At 60.4% G+C, this 14504-nt stretch carries 19 protein-coding genes; 16 read left to right on the top strand and 3 right to left on the bottom strand.

Translation table 11 applies throughout. The features are described 5' to 3' along the window. The first annotated feature begins 3 nt into the window (after window positions 1-3). A complete protein-coding gene (locus DIE21_RS17250; protein ID WP_124498836.1) occupies window positions 4-1302 on the top strand; it encodes a hypothetical protein in 1299 nt (432 codons plus the stop codon). Next, entirely contained in the window at window positions 1299-5924 is a 4626-nt protein-coding gene (locus tag DIE21_RS17245; protein WP_124498835.1) for an RHS repeat-associated core domain-containing protein, read from the top strand. The genes DIE21_RS17250 and DIE21_RS17245 overlap by 4 nt, the downstream gene beginning before the upstream one ends. A gap of 181 nt (window positions 5925-6105) precedes the next feature. Here DIE21_RS17245 and DIE21_RS17240 read toward each other — a convergent pair whose 3' ends face one another. Then, the gene (locus tag DIE21_RS17240; protein WP_124498834.1) at window positions 6106-6444 is read right to left on the bottom strand and encodes a DUF3693 domain-containing protein; all 339 of its coding nucleotides are present in this window, start codon (window positions 6442-6444) and stop codon (window positions 6106-6108) included. Window positions 6445-6843: 399 nt separating this feature from the next. Here DIE21_RS17240 and DIE21_RS37255 point away from each other — a divergent pair, with 399 nt between their 5' ends. The 7 genes from DIE21_RS37255 (at window position 6844) to DIE21_RS37245 (ending at window position 8465) form a co-directional block, all read left to right on the top strand. Beyond that, on the top strand, window positions 6844-7017 hold the full coding sequence (locus DIE21_RS37255; RefSeq protein ID WP_185642794.1) for a hypothetical protein: 174 nt from the start codon (window positions 6844-6846) through the stop codon (window positions 7015-7017). A gap of 93 nt (window positions 7018-7110) precedes the next feature. Continuing rightward, window positions 7111-7290 (top strand): hypothetical protein, encoded by a 180-nt coding sequence (locus tag DIE21_RS17235; protein WP_124498833.1) that lies wholly within the window; start codon window positions 7111-7113, stop codon window positions 7288-7290. After that, on the top strand, window positions 7287-7544 hold the full coding sequence (locus DIE21_RS17230; protein ID WP_124498832.1) for a hypothetical protein: 258 nt from the start codon (window positions 7287-7289) through the stop codon (window positions 7542-7544). Before DIE21_RS17235 ends, DIE21_RS17230 begins: the two co-directional genes overlap by 4 nt. Next, a complete protein-coding gene (locus tag DIE21_RS17225) occupies window positions 7544-7762 on the top strand; it encodes a hypothetical protein (protein WP_124498831.1) in 219 nt (72 codons plus the stop codon). The genes DIE21_RS17230 and DIE21_RS17225 overlap by 1 nt, the downstream gene beginning before the upstream one ends. Before the next feature lie 12 nt (window positions 7763-7774). Continuing rightward, complete coding sequence (locus DIE21_RS37250; RefSeq protein WP_185642793.1) at window positions 7775-7912, top strand: hypothetical protein; 138 nt, start codon at window positions 7775-7777, stop codon at window positions 7910-7912. 15 nt (window positions 7913-7927) lie between these two features. Continuing rightward, window positions 7928-8290, top strand: coding sequence for a hypothetical protein (locus tag DIE21_RS17220; protein WP_124498830.1), 363 nt, complete (start codon window positions 7928-7930; stop codon window positions 8288-8290). A gap of 4 nt (window positions 8291-8294) precedes the next feature. Then, window positions 8295-8465, top strand: coding sequence for a hypothetical protein (locus tag DIE21_RS37245; RefSeq protein WP_185642792.1), 171 nt, complete (start codon window positions 8295-8297; stop codon window positions 8463-8465). 89 nt (window positions 8466-8554) lie between these two features. Here the strand turns inward: DIE21_RS37245 and DIE21_RS17215 are convergent, their stop codons facing one another. Beyond that, entirely contained in the window at window positions 8555-8863 is a 309-nt protein-coding gene (locus tag DIE21_RS17215) for a hypothetical protein (protein ID WP_124498829.1), read from the bottom strand. Between the two features lie 101 nt (window positions 8864-8964). On the opposite strand from DIE21_RS17215, the gene DIE21_RS17210 reads away from it, so the two are divergent. The 5 genes from DIE21_RS17210 to DIE21_RS38285 all read left to right on the top strand — a co-directional run bounded on the left by DIE21_RS17210 (window position 8965) and on the right by DIE21_RS38285 (window position 12343). After that, window positions 8965-10755: a replication endonuclease gene (locus tag DIE21_RS17210; RefSeq protein WP_124498828.1), complete on the top strand. Its 1791-nt coding sequence runs from the start codon at window positions 8965-8967 to the stop codon at window positions 10753-10755. 15 nt (window positions 10756-10770) lie between these two features. Next, on the top strand, window positions 10771-11037 hold the full coding sequence (locus DIE21_RS17205) for an ogr/Delta-like zinc finger family protein (protein ID WP_124498827.1): 267 nt from the start codon (window positions 10771-10773) through the stop codon (window positions 11035-11037). Continuing rightward, entirely contained in the window at window positions 11034-11237 is a 204-nt protein-coding gene (locus tag DIE21_RS17200) for an ogr/Delta-like zinc finger family protein (protein ID WP_124498826.1), read from the top strand. Before DIE21_RS17205 ends, DIE21_RS17200 begins: the two co-directional genes overlap by 4 nt. An 85-nt stretch (window positions 11238-11322) precedes the next feature. After that, window positions 11323-11982: an AAA family ATPase gene (locus tag DIE21_RS17195; protein ID WP_124498825.1), complete on the top strand. Its 660-nt coding sequence runs from the start codon at window positions 11323-11325 to the stop codon at window positions 11980-11982. An 85-nt stretch (window positions 11983-12067) separates the two neighbouring features. Further along, a complete protein-coding gene (locus tag DIE21_RS38285; RefSeq protein ID WP_124498824.1) occupies window positions 12068-12343 on the top strand; it encodes a ribbon-helix-helix protein, CopG family in 276 nt (91 codons plus the stop codon). Here the strand turns inward: DIE21_RS38285 and DIE21_RS37240 are convergent. Beyond that, entirely contained in the window at window positions 12275-12640 is a 366-nt protein-coding gene (locus DIE21_RS37240) for a hypothetical protein (protein WP_185642796.1), read from the bottom strand. The two genes, DIE21_RS38285 and DIE21_RS37240, sit on opposite strands and share 69 nt — an antisense overlap. A 1151-nt stretch (window positions 12641-13791) precedes the next feature. Here DIE21_RS37240 and DIE21_RS17185 point away from each other — a divergent pair. Both DIE21_RS17185 and DIE21_RS17180 read left to right on the top strand, forming a co-directional pair. Further along, complete coding sequence (locus DIE21_RS17185; RefSeq protein WP_124498823.1) at window positions 13792-14088, top strand: type II toxin-antitoxin system RelE/ParE family toxin; 297 nt, start codon at window positions 13792-13794, stop codon at window positions 14086-14088. Between the two features lie 2 nt (window positions 14089-14090). After that, window positions 14091-14459 carry an addiction module antidote protein gene (locus DIE21_RS17180; RefSeq protein WP_124498822.1) on the top strand — a complete coding sequence of 123 codons (369 nt, stop codon included), beginning with the start codon at window positions 14091-14093 and terminating at the stop codon, window positions 14457-14459. Window positions 14460-14504 lie beyond the last annotated feature (45 nt).

The raw sequence follows: 14504 nt of genomic DNA, 5'->3' as shown, positions 1-14504 counted from the left end.
GCCATGCATCGCGAATTCGCTGCCATCGAAGCGTCAATCGAAGCGTTCATCGAGCAGCCCGACGATCCGACGCTGCTGCTCGAGGCGACCGACAACGACGTCGTGCCGGTTCTGAAGATGATGCAGTCGCTCGACGAGCGCGTTGGTGATGCGATTTTCCTGATCTTCCCGTTTCCATGTGATTCGGCCGACGTGTACCTCCAGACTTGCATGGAGAGGCTCGCCCGTCAGATCGATGAAGAGAGTAGAGCGCGCGTAGAACGCGGCGAAGCAGGCTGGCCGCCGTTGCCGCTGACGTGTACCGATCCGAGGCGCGCGCCTGCACTGCGGCTGCGCGATGCCGTCATGCACGTTCACACGCTGATGCCGGAAGGTACCAAGGTCGTTTGGGCCTGGTTGCCGTCACCGATGGGCGACTTCGGCGGTTTCGCGAAGATGGTGTTGCAATGCCTCACACTGAACGGTTTCGAAGACTGGATGGAAGGGCACCGGTTCTGCATCCGCGACGACCGGAAGCGTCCGTGCCTGATTCCGCTCGCTCGCGAGAAAAAGGCAGAAAATGTGTTGATCCTGACGGTGGATTTCTCGTCCGAGAAGGCGACCCGCAATCTGGTCGACATGGCAAACGATGCGGCGCATCCGATCGAGCAGCGCATGGGTGCCTTGATGCAGATTGCCGGGATCGACCTTGCGCATGGCAGGCTGCCCGAAGCGCAGCGTAAGTATTACGCGCTCTTCGCGTTTCACGCGGAGCGAAAGGATTCGACGGGTTGCGCAGTCGCATTGCATGGCCTGGGGGATGTGGCGCTGCGCCACGGATCGCCGAGCGATGCCCGGGACTGGTACGTGCGCGCACTTCCTGCCGCGCTCGATGGCCGGAACCTGCTGGTCGTGGTCAATGCTCTGATGGCGACCGGAAGCTGCTGCAGCACGCTCGGCGAACACGCGAAGGCGGCGTCCTATTTCGATCTCGCGAGCGGCGCCGCCGGGAGGTTGATGCTCGTGCATACGAAGATCGAAGCGATGGAGAAGGGTGGCGTCGCACTGCTTGCGTGCAGCAAGGCGGCGGAGGCTGCGAAGAGCTGGATCGCCGCGAAGGGTCTGTGCGAGCAGTTCGGCTGCGAACGACAGCGCATCAGCATTCTGGATCGCCTCGTGTTGCTTTATGGAAACGCCGGGCTGAAAACCGAGGCGAGGGCGTACGAACTGGAAAAGGATCCGCTTTACGTGGCTCGCCTACGGGGAGTTGCGGCACCGGCTACGCACGATGTAATGGCCGGATATGAACGAGCACGCCAATGAGTGAGTCCGAAAGCCGCTTGACGCGAGCATCAGAGTCGTCCGAGAGCCATGCAACGCATTCAGAAGCCAAGGCGGACACTGCGTGCGATTCGCTGCTCGATACGGTCAAGTCGACCCTGGATCCGTTCAAGCAAACATTCTCGTCGGACGGCAGTGTGATGCATCACGTCAGCGAAGCCGTGAATTCGCTTGCGTCATTGCAGGGCATGCCATCGCAGTTGCTCAACACTGGCATCGCGCAGATCCCGCTGCTCGACAAAGTGCCAGGGATGCCGGCAGCCACCATAGGTGTTCCGCATCTCGGTATGCCGCATGCGCATAGTCATCCTCCAAGTAACGGTTTCCCTTTGCCGAGTGCCGGCACGACGATCGGCAGCGGCTGCCTGAGCGTGTTGATCGGCGGTATCCCGGCCGCCCGAGTGCTGGACATTGGCTTCGCGCCAACTTGTGGCGGACTGACGCCTTACTTCGACATCCAGACGGGGTCGAGCAATACCTTCATCGGCGGAATGCGTGCCGCGCGCATGGGTATCGACATGACGCGACACTGCAATCCAATGGGGCATGTGGGGAAGTCGGGCGGCGAAGCGGCAAGCGCTGCGGAGAAAAGCGAGGAGGTGGCGAGCGAGGCGGCTCAGGTGACGGGCCGGGCGAAGGCGCTGGGGCGGGCAGGGAAGACGTGGAAGGTTGGTAATGCGGCGGTCGGGCCGGCTTCGGGTGCGGCGACCGCAGTCGACGACGCGTCGCAGGGGGAAATCGCCGCGGCGGCGATGACTGCGGCGCAAACGACCGCGGACCTCGCGTTCATGATGCTCAGCAATCTGATGGGTAAGGATCCTGGTATCGAGCCAAGTATGGGCACGCTGCTCATGGGCGATCCGACGGTGCTGATCGGCGGGTTTCCGTTGCCGGACTCGCAGATGATGTGGCATGGGGCGAAGCATGGGATTGGGAAGAAGGTGCGGCCGAAGTTGCCGAAGTGGGCTCAGAAACTGGCCTGTGAGTTGTTTGGCGAACCAGTTAGTGCCGTCACTGGAGAGGTCGAGAACGATTTCACGGACTATGAGACGGACGCGGTCATGCCGTTCAAATGGGGGCGTCACTATTGCAGCGGCTGGCACGATCGGGACAGCGTACTGGGATACGGATTCCGACATGCATGGCAGCATGAGTTGCGGCTGTTTCGGACACGCGCCGTGTATATCGATCCGCACGGTGCGGAATACACGTTCGTCAGAAGGGCCGATGCGACTTATGGCGGCAGTTGTCGCGGTTACAAGATGGAGCAACTTGATAGCCGACGCTTTGTCGTCCGGCATGATGTAGAGGGCGACCTAGAGTTCGAGCGGGAGTCGGCAACGGCGCGGTCCGCCCACTGCGCTGGTCATATCAGGGATGGGGTACGTTGCTTCTTGCAGTACACCGCCCACGGTGGCATCAACCAGATTGCGCAAGCTGACGCAAACAGCGATATCCGGCGCATCGTCACCTTGGTGTATGACCCTTGCGGTCGGATCATCGAGGTCGTGCTCACTGACGTCGATGGTCACGTCAATCGAATTGCCCGGTACGGATACGATGCGAAAGGCTGTCTGGCCAGCTATCGCAATGCGCTCGATGCCGTGTCAGCTTGCGAATACGACATGCAGCGCCGAATCGTGCGCCTCACGGATGCGAATGGATACGCGTTCTTCTATTGCTACGATGCCCATGGGCGCTGCATAAACAGCGGGGGGCAGGATGGCTTATGGCGCGTACGGTTCCAGTATCACCCGGGGCGGACATTGGTTACCGAAAGCGACGGCGGAAGATGGATCGTTCTTTACAACGAAGTTGGCACGATCACACGCGTCATCGATCCGTACGGCGGCGTGGTCGAGTACCTGCTAGGTGCAGACGGTCGCATCGTAAGCGAAGTCGATTCGGGCGAACGTGTTACACGTTGGATCTACGATGCCCACGGCCGTAACTCCCATCGGGTAGACCAATGGGGCAAGTGCTGGCCACCGAAAGACGAAGCGCCGGTGGTGCCTGATCGCATTCCTCGTGCGGTGCCCGATACTCACCTCGGGCTGCAGTGGGGCGAGATTGTGTCAGCCGAACTCGGCCCGAGGGTGCTCGTTCCCCCTTCAATAGAACAACTTGCGGACGTATTCTTGTCGCTCCCGCCTTCACGGAGCGTAGGCGTGATCAAACAGCGCGATGCGGCGGGACGCGTCATCGAGCATACCGATGAATGGGGATGCACGGAACGTTTCAAGTATGACGCGAACGCCAATGTGATTGAACGATGTGATGGCGACGGGTACACCTATCGCTACGACGTTTCATCGTGGAACCTGCGTGTGACCGAAACCGATCCACTGGACAACACGACTCACATCCACCACACGTCCAGCCAACGGATCGACGTCATTGTCGACCCGAATGGCAACGAGAGTTCATACACATACGACTGCAAGGGGCGGATCATTGGCGTCAGGCGTCACGGCGTGGTACGAGAAACGTATGCATACGACGCCGCGAACCTGTTGGTCGAAAAACGTGACGGGGAAGGCAACCTGCTGTTGAGATTCGATGCCGGAGCCAATGGCAGGTACTGCAGACGTAAGCTCGCCAGTGGCGAGATCCACATCTACGACTACGACGCAAGAGGCAATACGATAGAGGCGTCGACCGACGGACACGATGTCAGGCTGGCATATGACCATGGTGATCGCCGCACCATGGATAAACGGAACGGCTTGGGAGTGGATCATGTGTATTCCGGCGGATGCCTTGCGAGCACGACATACTTTGGGCGCTTCACGGTGCATTACGAAAAAATCGTGGGCTATTCCGCGACGCAAATTCATACACCAGAAGGGGGCTGCCATCAGTTGGAGCGCAGCCACGACGGAAGGGTGCTGCTCGAAGCGGCCAATGGCACAGCCATATTGGGCGGTTTCGATCATGCGAGACGATGCGTCGGACAGATCGTATGGAGCCGCAAGCATGAAAAGCCGCTTCGCTGCACTCGGTTCGAATACAGTGCAACGGGAGAGCTACGCCGGATTACGAGCGATGCTGGCGGCTCGAAAGAGTACGAGTACGATGCGGCTCATAGACTGGTCGGAGAAAATTGCAACGGTTGGCCCGTCAGGGAATTCAAGTACGATCGCGCCGGCAACCTGATTTCGACGCCGGCGGCGGCATGGATGCGATACACCGAAGGTAATCGCCTGGCGAGTTCGTGTCTGGGCACTTTCAGCCATAACGGACGAAACCATCTATCCGAATTCATGCGCGCCGATGGTGTACGCACGACCTACCAGTACAACAGCAAGGATCTTCTCGTCGAAGTTGGCTGGAGTGATCGGCCAGAAACATGGACTGCCGAGTATGACGGTTTGTGTCGACGCATTTATCAGGCGTATGGCGGGAACAGGACCGACTACTATTGGGACGGGGACAGGCTTGCTGCAGAACTGATGTTCGACGGACGATTGCGACTGTATGTCTACGCGAACGAATCATCGTTGGTGCCGTTTCTCTTTGTCGACTATCCCTCTGCGGATGCCTCCGCAACTGACGGGCAAGCCTATCTGGTCTGCTGCAATCAAGTGGGGCTGCCGCAATGGATTGAAGACGAAGAGGGGGCGACGGTCTGGGCCGCTGCGGACGTCGACCCGTATGGAGCGATCCAGGTGGCCGAGGGGAACCTGGTCGACTACAACCTGCGGTTTCCCGGACACTACTTCGACACGGTGACGGGGCTGCACTACAATCGGTTCCGCTCCTACAGTCCCGAGCTATGCCGTTACCTTCAATCTGATCCTGTCGGACAGTCAGGTGGCATCAATCTCTATGCGTACGTTGCCAATCCAGTCGTAAGGGTCGATGTCCTAGGATTGCATGATCCGCGCGATGACCGTGCCCCGAAGCCTGACGACGAGACGGAATCACCTCTGACGTCCAGGGTTCCCAAACTCCTTCTTCCGTCTGAACTCACAGATATCCGGGATCCCGGGGAACTCGCCGTAGCCGCAGGACATCACGTCTTTCACCTTGCGCACGAAGCAGCCAATGAAGGCGAACGCAGTATCACGCTCCCCGATGGAAGGGATGGGACCACGTTCAAGACCGGTAAAACGACACTAGGGCCATGCCTGACGGTGGTGGTCTTCAAACCGACGTTGGAGATTTTCTACGGACAGAACCAACACGAAACAATTTCCGCGGACATGTTCCCTGTCTCGAGTCACCGTGCATTACAGGAACTGCTTGAGCGGAACGAACTGATACGTAAATATTGCACGACGCCAGGTGGCAAGCCTTGTGCGAGTCACACCAGAAAATACGGCGTGCCTGGGAAGCATGGCGACGTTCGCGTGCTGGGTGATGCTTTGAGCACGAAGATCCAGGCCGGGGAGAATCCGGACTTCACTGATTTCACGATGTATAACCTGAGAATGAGAGACTCGAATCCCGGTGGAAATGGCATCATCCCCGCAGGCACACCGATGCCCCGGTGTTTACATTGCGGTCCTGCGACCGTTGGCGTGGACGTCATATCCGATTCGCCCGAGGTTAGCGCTGCTCACGTGGCGAGGTTGAAGTATTTGCAGAGTTTTCTGAGATAGTCGCCTGGATGTCGCCTTGTCAGTGCTGGGCCGTCGCGTGTTCAAATGGATGTTGGGGCATGGACGAGAACTCGCGCGCATCCGACATTCTCGGCGAGCAGGCCAAGCACGCGATGCGTGTCGATATAGGAGTTTACATAACGTGAAACGTTGCAGCCCGGAAAGCTAACTTTAGCTGGCGTTACACCTGCGGGACCAAGGCCCCACAAGCGTTAGCGGGTAGCGCCAGCCGCCGAAAACCCTGGAGACCCTTGGAAAAAACTTCCAAGGCATGCACCCAGATTGCCTTCGTGCGATCGTCGCGCGAGCTTTCAGCGTGCGCGGTGGCGATCACTTCGAACGGATCGACGCCAAGAATTTCCGCAACGCGGATCGCCGTTTTCTCGTCGAAAACGGATTGCTGGTTCCGGTACTTGCTCACGGCACCACGAGTCACACCAAGCGCCTTAGCGGCAGCGTAGTCGGAGGGAAGGTCGAGGCGGGCTTTCACCGCGTCGAGCCAATCGACTGTCGTTTTCATAGACAACCCCTGTCAAATCAAATCAACCCGGCGTCAAAGGTACTGCGACGCTTCATTCGTTGCAACAGTCACTGACGCTGCGACGTATCAGCTATTGACACGTTTCTGTAGCTGAGACTATTCTTCGTCCGTCGACCCGGCCCCGGTTTCCAACCCCGCCGGTGACGGACTAGCTATCTGTCTGCCGGGCGACTTTCACGCTGGACACCGTTCAAGGGGTTGAACAAGGGGAAGTCAAATGCAGCACATTTCGTTGCAAGTCTCATACACCGACAACAGCGCGCTCGCGCTGGCTCAGAAAGCAGCCGACTCAGCATGGCGTGCATTGATGGATTCGATGCAGTGCATCGTCCGGACGTGGACCCAGGCAAACCAAGGCGGCCGCGGATGGGGTGTGGCATGAAGGCACTCACGGCAGAAGGCACCGGCGCACACCGCTATTTCCTGTTGCGCTCGATTCTTGAAATTCGGACGGCGAACGGGAATCAAGAACTGAACTTCGCCGCGGCTCTGCTTCGTGTTGAGGCGCGTAGATCGCTGGCCGCCCTGGGCGGTATGGCGGGGGAGTGGTGAAGCGATGACGAACGGCGCCCGGTCGCTCGCCGGGCTTCATCGGGGCGGTAAGCCGGCCTGATACGAAGAACTCAGCAAATCAGCGGAGATTTCATGCTGCATATTAATCGGACTACTAACGTAATGCGTGACGAATCCGACGCGATTCGACGCGAACTGAACCAACACAACGAAGTGCAGCGCGTGCGCTATCGCGCGCGCCGAGCGGCGCAGTTTGCGATGCTGGCACTTGAGCAAGGCCGCTCGCACCTGGCCGTGGTGGGTGTGGCATGACCAACGAAGAAATCGAGCAGGCAATGCCGCGCGTCGTCGCCCCCGGTGTCATCGAGTGCGGCCCGTACACCGATCGATTCGGGAGCGGCGGCTACTTCATCGCGAAGTGCCTGGATGCGCGCCGTGAATTCCACTGGTTCACCGACTACGTGGAACAGCACGATCAATTCTTGATGACGCGCGATGAAGCGCTGGGCGCTGCGCTGGCGGCCGTCGACGCGCGGCGATCGAACAGTGCACGCCGAGCTGCGTGATGGTCGCAGCGATCGAGGAAGGCGATAGCGCTGCGGCGCGCGACTTTCTGGCCGCCGACCTTGCCGAATTTGGCATTGGAGCGGGGGTGTTGGTGCCCCCGTTCGTCGTTTACAGCCCGCCGCGCACTCATCGTTCCGACCATGCGGCCGCGCGCGCGATGCACGAACTGCGGCCGCTTCTGGCGAAGCTGAAGCGGCGCAAACGGGTGATTCGATAGGAGAAGGCAGTGATGCAAGACAAGGAACACAAGCCGATGCCCCTGTGGGCGATCTGGCTGATTACGTTGGTTTCGGTGATCGCATGGTGCGGCGTCAATGGCGATCCGGCGGAGCAGTCGTGGCCGGTTCATCGCACGCAGCGCGCGTAACAGGGAGCCGGCCAGATGAAAGCAAAAGCGAAATACCTGCTGTCCGTCCTGTTCTGCTCCCTGGTCTATGCGGCGCTGTTGTCCGCATGGACGACTTTCTCGCTCGACGGCGCGCGCCATGTGCTTCTCGCCTGGGTGTGGTGCTTCATCGCCCTGACGGTCGCGTTCTCGTTTTACGCAAACCCGAAAGACGTGCGACCCGCGCCGTCGATTCTCGCTTTTGAAATGCGAAGCGGCACCCGGATCGCGGTCGGCATCGTACTGATCTGGTACGGCGATGTACTCGCTGGGGCGCTGTTCATCGCGGCGGCTCTGTTCATGCGCGCAATCAAGCATGCAGCGCAGCGGCGGCATCGTGTCGCGATGGCCGGGAGCTGAACCCATGTACGTCTACATCGAATCGGAACGCTGGCGCGACGACGAAGGCTTTTCTCGTGTGACGTACACGGTCGGTTTCTACGGTCCTGCCGGCGAATGGCATCCGGAGTCGGACCACGGCGACAGTGAAGTTGCCGCAAACCGAGTGGCCTGGCTGAACGGCAAGGCCAAGTAACCGAAGTTTTTCCAGCGCGCTCGCGCGCGCTGTCGGGCGTAATCAAGCAAAAGGCGTGACGCACTATGTGGAAGCGACTAAACCGCGATTCATTCGTCGTCGGAGGCTTCAGCCTCCTGAACCCGGATTTCTTGAAGGGACTTGAAAAGCCGGTGCGTGAGTGCCGCCGCAAAAATATCGTCGTCTTTGCTGTATTGGTCGCGGGCGGTAAGAAGCGCGCCGATAAGTGTCTGGTGAGCCGCTTCTCGGCGAGCGGGGTCATCGGAGGTAGTAGTAAGGCAAATGTCGATGACGTTCATCATGACTTCACCGAGGGCATCGAGTACAGCCTGAGCAACCTCTGTCACATCCTGCATCGTCGCAGTGCGGGGGGAAAGCAAATCCTTCGTTCCGAGCACGATTTTCTCCTCAGTGGTAGTAAGCGCCCGGAATTGTACCGGCCGAAGGTATGGGGGCGCGTCAGTAGGAACCATATGGGCGAGCTGCGGAGCGACGCCTGATGTGGATTTACGCGCGCGACGCGGTTGGGACATTGTCGGGGACGCCGGAAGCGCAAGCAGCAATCAAGCGACTTCCGTCAAAGTGGTATCGACGAGCGATCCGCCAAGCGGAGCAAGCCGGCCGCGCCAGTGCGGCGAAGATTCCCGTGCCAGGCCAGCCGATCGCCGATCGTCTGTTTGACCTGGCAGAAGCCGCGCGCTCGATCCGTGAATTTCTGGACGAGCACGCGCCGGAGCACCTGCCGGTTCGGCCGGACGCAAACGACAACGAAATCTGCATGAAGGCCCGGCGCATCGCCAACGACGTGTCGATGCGCGCGCACGGCCTGAAGCTGGTCGACGCGCTCGTCGTCGCACGCAATGCATGCGCTATCTACGGCGTTGCGCTGCCTGCCTTCGATCATCCTGCCGACCAGGTCGCGCGCGTGCGCTGCGAACTCTGGTGGCGTCGACAGCTGCGGAAGCTGCATATCCGCGCGCTCGAACATAGCAATATCCGGCTGCATTACGTCCATCGCCGCGCTGAACCGTACGCGAGTGACGAGGCGGTGCGTCGGCGCGTTGCGCAGAACCGACGCAACACGCGAACGCTGGAATCGGTCACGGTCGAAAACGAGGACGGCCAGCAGTTCACGCTCGCAGAGCTGGCGGCGAAGGGCATTTCGAACAAGGCGTTGAAGCGCGGTGAGCTGTTCACCCGCCTTCGCGGCCTGGAGGACCTGGCCGATGACGCTAAATTCCGCGGCGTCATGTTCACGCTGACGTGCCCAAGCCGCTTTCACGCGGTACGGACGACCAACGGCGTCGTCGAGCCGAATCCCGCCTACGTCGATATGTCGCCGCGCGACGGGCAGGCGTACCTGCGCAAGGTGTGGCAGCGGATTCGGGCCGAGCTGAAGCGCGAGCGCGTCGCGTATTTCGGCATGCGCGTCGCCGAGCCGCATCACGACGGTTGTCCGCACTGGCACGGCCTGGTGTTTGCCGACAAGGTCGAGCGGTTTTGTGCGGTCATGCGGAAGCACGGATTGAAGGATTCCGGACATGAGCCAGGCGCGCAGCTGCATCGCGTCCGGTTCGAAATGATCGACCGCGCGAAGGGTTCGGCGGTCGGCTACGTGGCGAAGTACATCAGCAAGAACATCGACGGGCATGCGGTCGGCGAGCACAAGACGCAAGACGGCTATGTGATCCAGGCGGATATGTGGGACGGCGACGAAATCACGCCGTCGCAGCGCGTCGAGGCGTGGGCGGCCCTATGGGGCATTCGCCAATTTCAGCAGTTCGGCGGGGCGCCGGTAGGCGTGTGGCGCGAGCTGCGCCGCGTGAAGGAACACGACCTGCCGAGCGAGGCGGAATCGCCGCGCATCAGAGCCGCGTGGCGTGCCGCGCAGAAAACCGACGAGCACCAGGCCGATTGGGCGGAATACTCGCGCGCGATGGGCGGCATCGCCGGCGAAGCGCGCATGGTGTACGTGCGCCATACCGTCGAGCACCGCGAAGGGCGCTACGGCATCGCGCCGGTGCGCGTGCCACACGGCGTCGAGGCGATAGGCGTCGCCCATGTCGTCGACGGCCTCTGTTCCTACTCCCGCGAGACGAAGATTTTCGTGCCGTCGACGCGCCACGTGTGGCAGGTGGTTCGGCGCGGCGGCGAAGCCGCCCGCCCTTGGACTGGTGTCAATAACTGTACGCGGACGGACGGGCCAGGGGTGGCCGGGACGCCCGCCGGAAGCAATAGAAGCGTCAGCGGGGAAGGAAGCGACGCGAAACGGGGTCATCGGAACCTGTAGAGCGAGGAAATTCCCATGTCTGGAATGAAGATCGGTTGTCCGTGCTGCGCCGGTGAGATTGAAGCGCGGCACACGGAAGCCATGTCGGTGACGATGCGCCGCCTGTACTTCGTCTGTGACGACTGCGGCTTTCGTTCGCCGGCGACGCTGGAAATCCTGTTCTCGCTGTCGCCGCCGGCGCGGCCGCGGGAGGACGTGGCGCTCGCCGTCTGTCCGTCTGACCGCTTGCGCGGCGCAGTGGATTCGCGGACGACGTTGAGCGTGCAGGAGGTCGGCGCATGAGATTCACGATTGCATGCCCGCATTGCGGAGCGCGCGGCATCGCGCGCGTGCTCGAACAGAAAACCGAGCTGGAGTGGGAAATCGACTACCAGTGCGACGACGTCGTGTGCGGTCATACGTACCGCGCACGACTTGGGCTAGACGTGGCCGCTCCTGTTGAGCGGCGGCCGCGGCTCGGCGAGCAGATTTCGCTTGTATAGCGGTGCCATAGAGGGATATCGACGTGCCATCTAACAGATAGCGCATCGATATCGATTAGATATCGTTTTGATATAGGGGTGATTGATGATTGTAGCGGTCGGAAATCCGAAGGGCGGGGTAGGCAAATCGACTGTTGCCGTGCAGCTCGCGCTCGGCGTCATGCTGGCGGGTCAGCGGGCCTGGCTGGTCGACGGTGATCCTCAAGGCTCAAGCGCCGGCGCCGCGCACGCGCGCCGCGATGCCGGCCGCGCGGGCCTGGCGTCGCTGTTCTGCGATGACGGGAAAGAGCTGCACCGGACGATCCAGGCGAGCGCGCAGAATTACGACCACGTCGTTATCGATATCGGTGCGCGCGATTCGAGCGCGTTTCGCGCAGCGCTCGCTGTCGCGGACGTGGTGCTGATCCCGGTTATGCCGCGCTCGTTCGATGTTTGGGCATTGGACGACATGGCGAGGCTGCTGGGTGAAGCACGCAAGGTCAACCAGGTTCGTGCGCTCGCCTTCCTGAACGCGGCGGATATCCAGGGCGCCGACAACGGCGAAGCGGAAGCGGTCATTGCCAGCTACGATGCATTCGACCTGTTGCCGTGCCGGCTGTATCGACGTAAGGCGTACGCCAACGCCAGCGCGGCGGGGTTGCACGTCGAGGAAATGGGCCGCCGCGACACGACCGCCTGCGCGGAAATCGAGCGACTGCAAGACGCCGTGTTTGGCGTACTCAAGGCGACGCACGACGAACCGTAACCCGTCGATATCGACACGCCGTCAACCAGCAACCGAAACGGTATCAAACCGATATCGAAGCGATACCAAGACGATAGGGGTTCATATGTCAGTTACGAGAAGGCCCGCGATGCCGGCGGTTTCCGCCATCGACACATTCATCCAGGGAGCGCCGGACGCGCGGCCAGGCGCCGCGAGTAGCAATCGCGCTAGCTCGGCGTCGAGCCAGCGCCAGGTCAAGCGAAAAATCAGCGTCGATATCGATCCTGATCTCTTGGCCCGTGTCGATGAGGCCGCACGGGCTTCGGGAATATCACGAAACGCCGCGCTTGCCATTGGCGCGCTGCACTTCTTGAACGAAGCCTTGCGGCGGGCGAACTAGCGCAGAAGGTAGGTAAGGTGCAATCGACACAACGTCGATTGCACCCCAATTACCTGTTTTAGCCCCAAATATTGATGAAACTGGAAAGCGTGAAATTGGGCGGAAATTTGTAGCGAAATTTGAGCGCTGAAAATTGAAATCAATTTCAGAGGCAAAGTTGTCGGCAGCAAAAATAACTTGAAAGTTAGTTTGAGTGGTGAGCGCTAAGTAGTAGTGAGGGGCAAGCAGAAGTGGTGAGTTGTAAGTAGTGAGTAGTGAGGTCAGTTTGTGAGTGTTGTTTATGCATAATTTTTGCATATCAACTTGGGAGGCACGAAACTTTGGGCTGAAATTTGAGGTCGAAAGTGTCGCAAACGATAGACAAAACGATTGACAACAAAACGGTGCGTGGTAGATTGGGTAACAACGTTATGATTTCACTGTAACGAAAAGGGCCGCACGAGGCGGCCCTGCTGGCTCCAACTATTAGTGGTGGTGGAAGGCCAGCAACGCGTAGAGCACCGCGCCGAGGGCGTGGTTACACGCGAGTAGCGCATAAATATTAAGGGACATATCAAGGTCCTTATGGTGGTTGAATTGTCTGACAAAAGCGACTTACCTTCAGTTTCCACGCCGGGGGTAGTCGCTACTTTTTTGGCGGGGCAGATCATGCCCGCCTGTCGATAATCCTAAACCCTTTCTTATTTTTTTTCACGAACTCTTCGTATGAAGATCGTCAATCCCGGCAGCAACGGGACTTGAAAGTCCAATTGGCGCTGACTCCTGGCTTTTAAGCCGATTTACGAAGTCATTCAAAACGGTTCAAAACCCCGCAGGTTCGCTGTTTAAGCGCATCGACACGGTACGCATACGGTCGCGTCCTCGCCCGACAGCAAGGCGTCGCACAAATGCAACAGCGGAGTCGCGCTGCTGGTCGCTCTGACCGCCACCGGTGCCGCCCGACGTGTCGGCAGCAATTCCTCCGTACCGCGCGCGGGCGGTGGATGCTGCATCACAGCGCATTGAGTGTGCATTCAATTGCACAGAAATCCCGCAGTATGAAACCGCCGGCGGCCCGCGCCAGTAGGCGGCCGCCGACCTCCGGCCAGGTGCATAGAAAGTACCCTGACAAATGAAGCGGGCAGGCGGGGAGGGGACTGCGCAGCGGCGGCGCCGCCGCCGGTGTGCCGATACCCCCCGCCGTACCCCCAGGAAGGTCTGATCGACACGCCGTCAGGCCCTACAGCGGCTTCGCAGATGGCGTCCGACCCTCGGCGGGCCAGTAGTGGGGCAACGGCGTGTAGGCGGTCTGAGCGGCCCCTGCGCACAATGTGAAAAACCATGCGGGAATGATGCGCGAGCGGCCGCGGGTTCGGCCGGCGCACGCCGCGTCCGGCTGCGGCGCGCGCCGAACCGGCGAGCCGCACAAAGCAGTAGTCATAGTGTCCCCCATAGGTTACAATTGATTCATGTTCAAAGTCCTGACCACCCCCCAATTTGATAACTGGCTCGACGGGCTTCGCGATCCAGTCGGCAGCGCGGCAATCAGCCTGCGCATCGAGCGGGCGAAGCTCGGCAACCTCGGCCAGTGGCGCGCAGTCGGTGACGGCGTCAACGAAATGAAGATCGACGTAGGGCCGGGATACCGAGCCTACTTCGTGAGGCGAGGAAAAATCATCGTCGTGGTGTTGTGCGGCGGGGACAAGTCGACGCAAAAGAAAGACATCAAGACGGCGAAGCAAATCGCCGGTGAACTGGAGGATTGAGTATGAAAATCAGCGAACTGGCCGAATTCGACGGCTCGAAGTACCTGAAGGACGAGGAAACGATTCGTCACTACCTGGCGCAAGCGTTCGAAGATGGCGATCCGCGCCTGATCCAGGCCGCGCTCGGGAACGTCGCGAAAGCACGCGGCATGTCCGCCCTGGCGCGCGAGTCCGGCGTAAAGCGCGAAGCGCTCTACCGTGCGCTGTCGGAAGGTGGGAACGCGGAGTTTGCAACGATCATGAAGGTTGTCGGCGCATTGGGATTGCACCTGACCGTTGCCCCGGCCGTGCAGGCGGCCGAAGCGGCGCCGGTGCCTGCGCCGACACCCACGCGCGCGCGCCCGCGCGCACGCGCTGCGGCACACGCGTAACGGCGCCAGGGCCGGCCGCGAATGTCGCGCCGGCCCCGACGACGT

Origin of the sequence: Burkholderia sp. Bp9140 (assembly GCF_003853425.1) — a bacterium.
Taxonomy (GTDB): Bacteria; Pseudomonadota; Gammaproteobacteria; order Burkholderiales; family Burkholderiaceae; genus Burkholderia.
The sequence above is the reverse complement of the archived record's forward strand: the minus strand, read 5'-3'. Positions and strand labels throughout refer to the sequence as shown.

Coding starts and splice junctions, on each gene's coding strand:
- DIE21_RS17220 (WP_124498830.1), top strand. CDS start 7,928: ATGAAAGCAAAAGCGAAATACCTGCTGTCCGTCCTGTTCTGCTCCCTG.
- DIE21_RS37245 (WP_185642792.1), top strand. CDS start 8,295: ATGTACGTCTACATCGAATCGGAACGCTGGCGCGACGACGAAGGCTTT.
- DIE21_RS17230 (WP_124498832.1), top strand. CDS start 7,287: ATGACCAACGAAGAAATCGAGCAGGCAATGCCGCGCGTCGTCGCCCCC.
- DIE21_RS37255 (WP_185642794.1), top strand. CDS start 6,844: ATGAAGGCACTCACGGCAGAAGGCACCGGCGCACACCGCTATTTCCTG.
- DIE21_RS37240 (WP_185642796.1), bottom strand. CDS start 12,640: ATGCAAAAATTATGCATAAACAACACTCACAAACTGACCTCACTACTC.
- DIE21_RS38285 (WP_124498824.1), top strand. CDS start 12,068: ATGTCAGTTACGAGAAGGCCCGCGATGCCGGCGGTTTCCGCCATCGAC.
- DIE21_RS17240 (WP_124498834.1), bottom strand. CDS start 6,444: ATGAAAACGACAGTCGATTGGCTCGACGCGGTGAAAGCCCGCCTCGAC.
- DIE21_RS17225 (WP_124498831.1), top strand. CDS start 7,544: ATGGTCGCAGCGATCGAGGAAGGCGATAGCGCTGCGGCGCGCGACTTT.
- DIE21_RS17195 (WP_124498825.1), top strand. CDS start 11,323: ATGATTGTAGCGGTCGGAAATCCGAAGGGCGGGGTAGGCAAATCGACT.
- DIE21_RS17180 (WP_124498822.1), top strand. CDS start 14,091: ATGAAAATCAGCGAACTGGCCGAATTCGACGGCTCGAAGTACCTGAAG.
- DIE21_RS17235 (WP_124498833.1), top strand. CDS start 7,111: ATGCTGCATATTAATCGGACTACTAACGTAATGCGTGACGAATCCGAC.
- DIE21_RS37250 (WP_185642793.1), top strand. CDS start 7,775: ATGCAAGACAAGGAACACAAGCCGATGCCCCTGTGGGCGATCTGGCTG.
- DIE21_RS17205 (WP_124498827.1), top strand. CDS start 10,771: ATGTCTGGAATGAAGATCGGTTGTCCGTGCTGCGCCGGTGAGATTGAA.
- DIE21_RS17200 (WP_124498826.1), top strand. CDS start 11,034: ATGAGATTCACGATTGCATGCCCGCATTGCGGAGCGCGCGGCATCGCG.
- DIE21_RS17210 (WP_124498828.1), top strand. CDS start 8,965: ATGTGGATTTACGCGCGCGACGCGGTTGGGACATTGTCGGGGACGCCG.
- DIE21_RS17250 (WP_124498836.1), top strand. CDS start 4: ATGCATCGCGAATTCGCTGCCATCGAAGCGTCAATCGAAGCGTTCATC.
- DIE21_RS17185 (WP_124498823.1), top strand. CDS start 13,792: ATGTTCAAAGTCCTGACCACCCCCCAATTTGATAACTGGCTCGACGGG.
- DIE21_RS17245 (WP_124498835.1), top strand. CDS start 1,299: ATGAGTGAGTCCGAAAGCCGCTTGACGCGAGCATCAGAGTCGTCCGAG.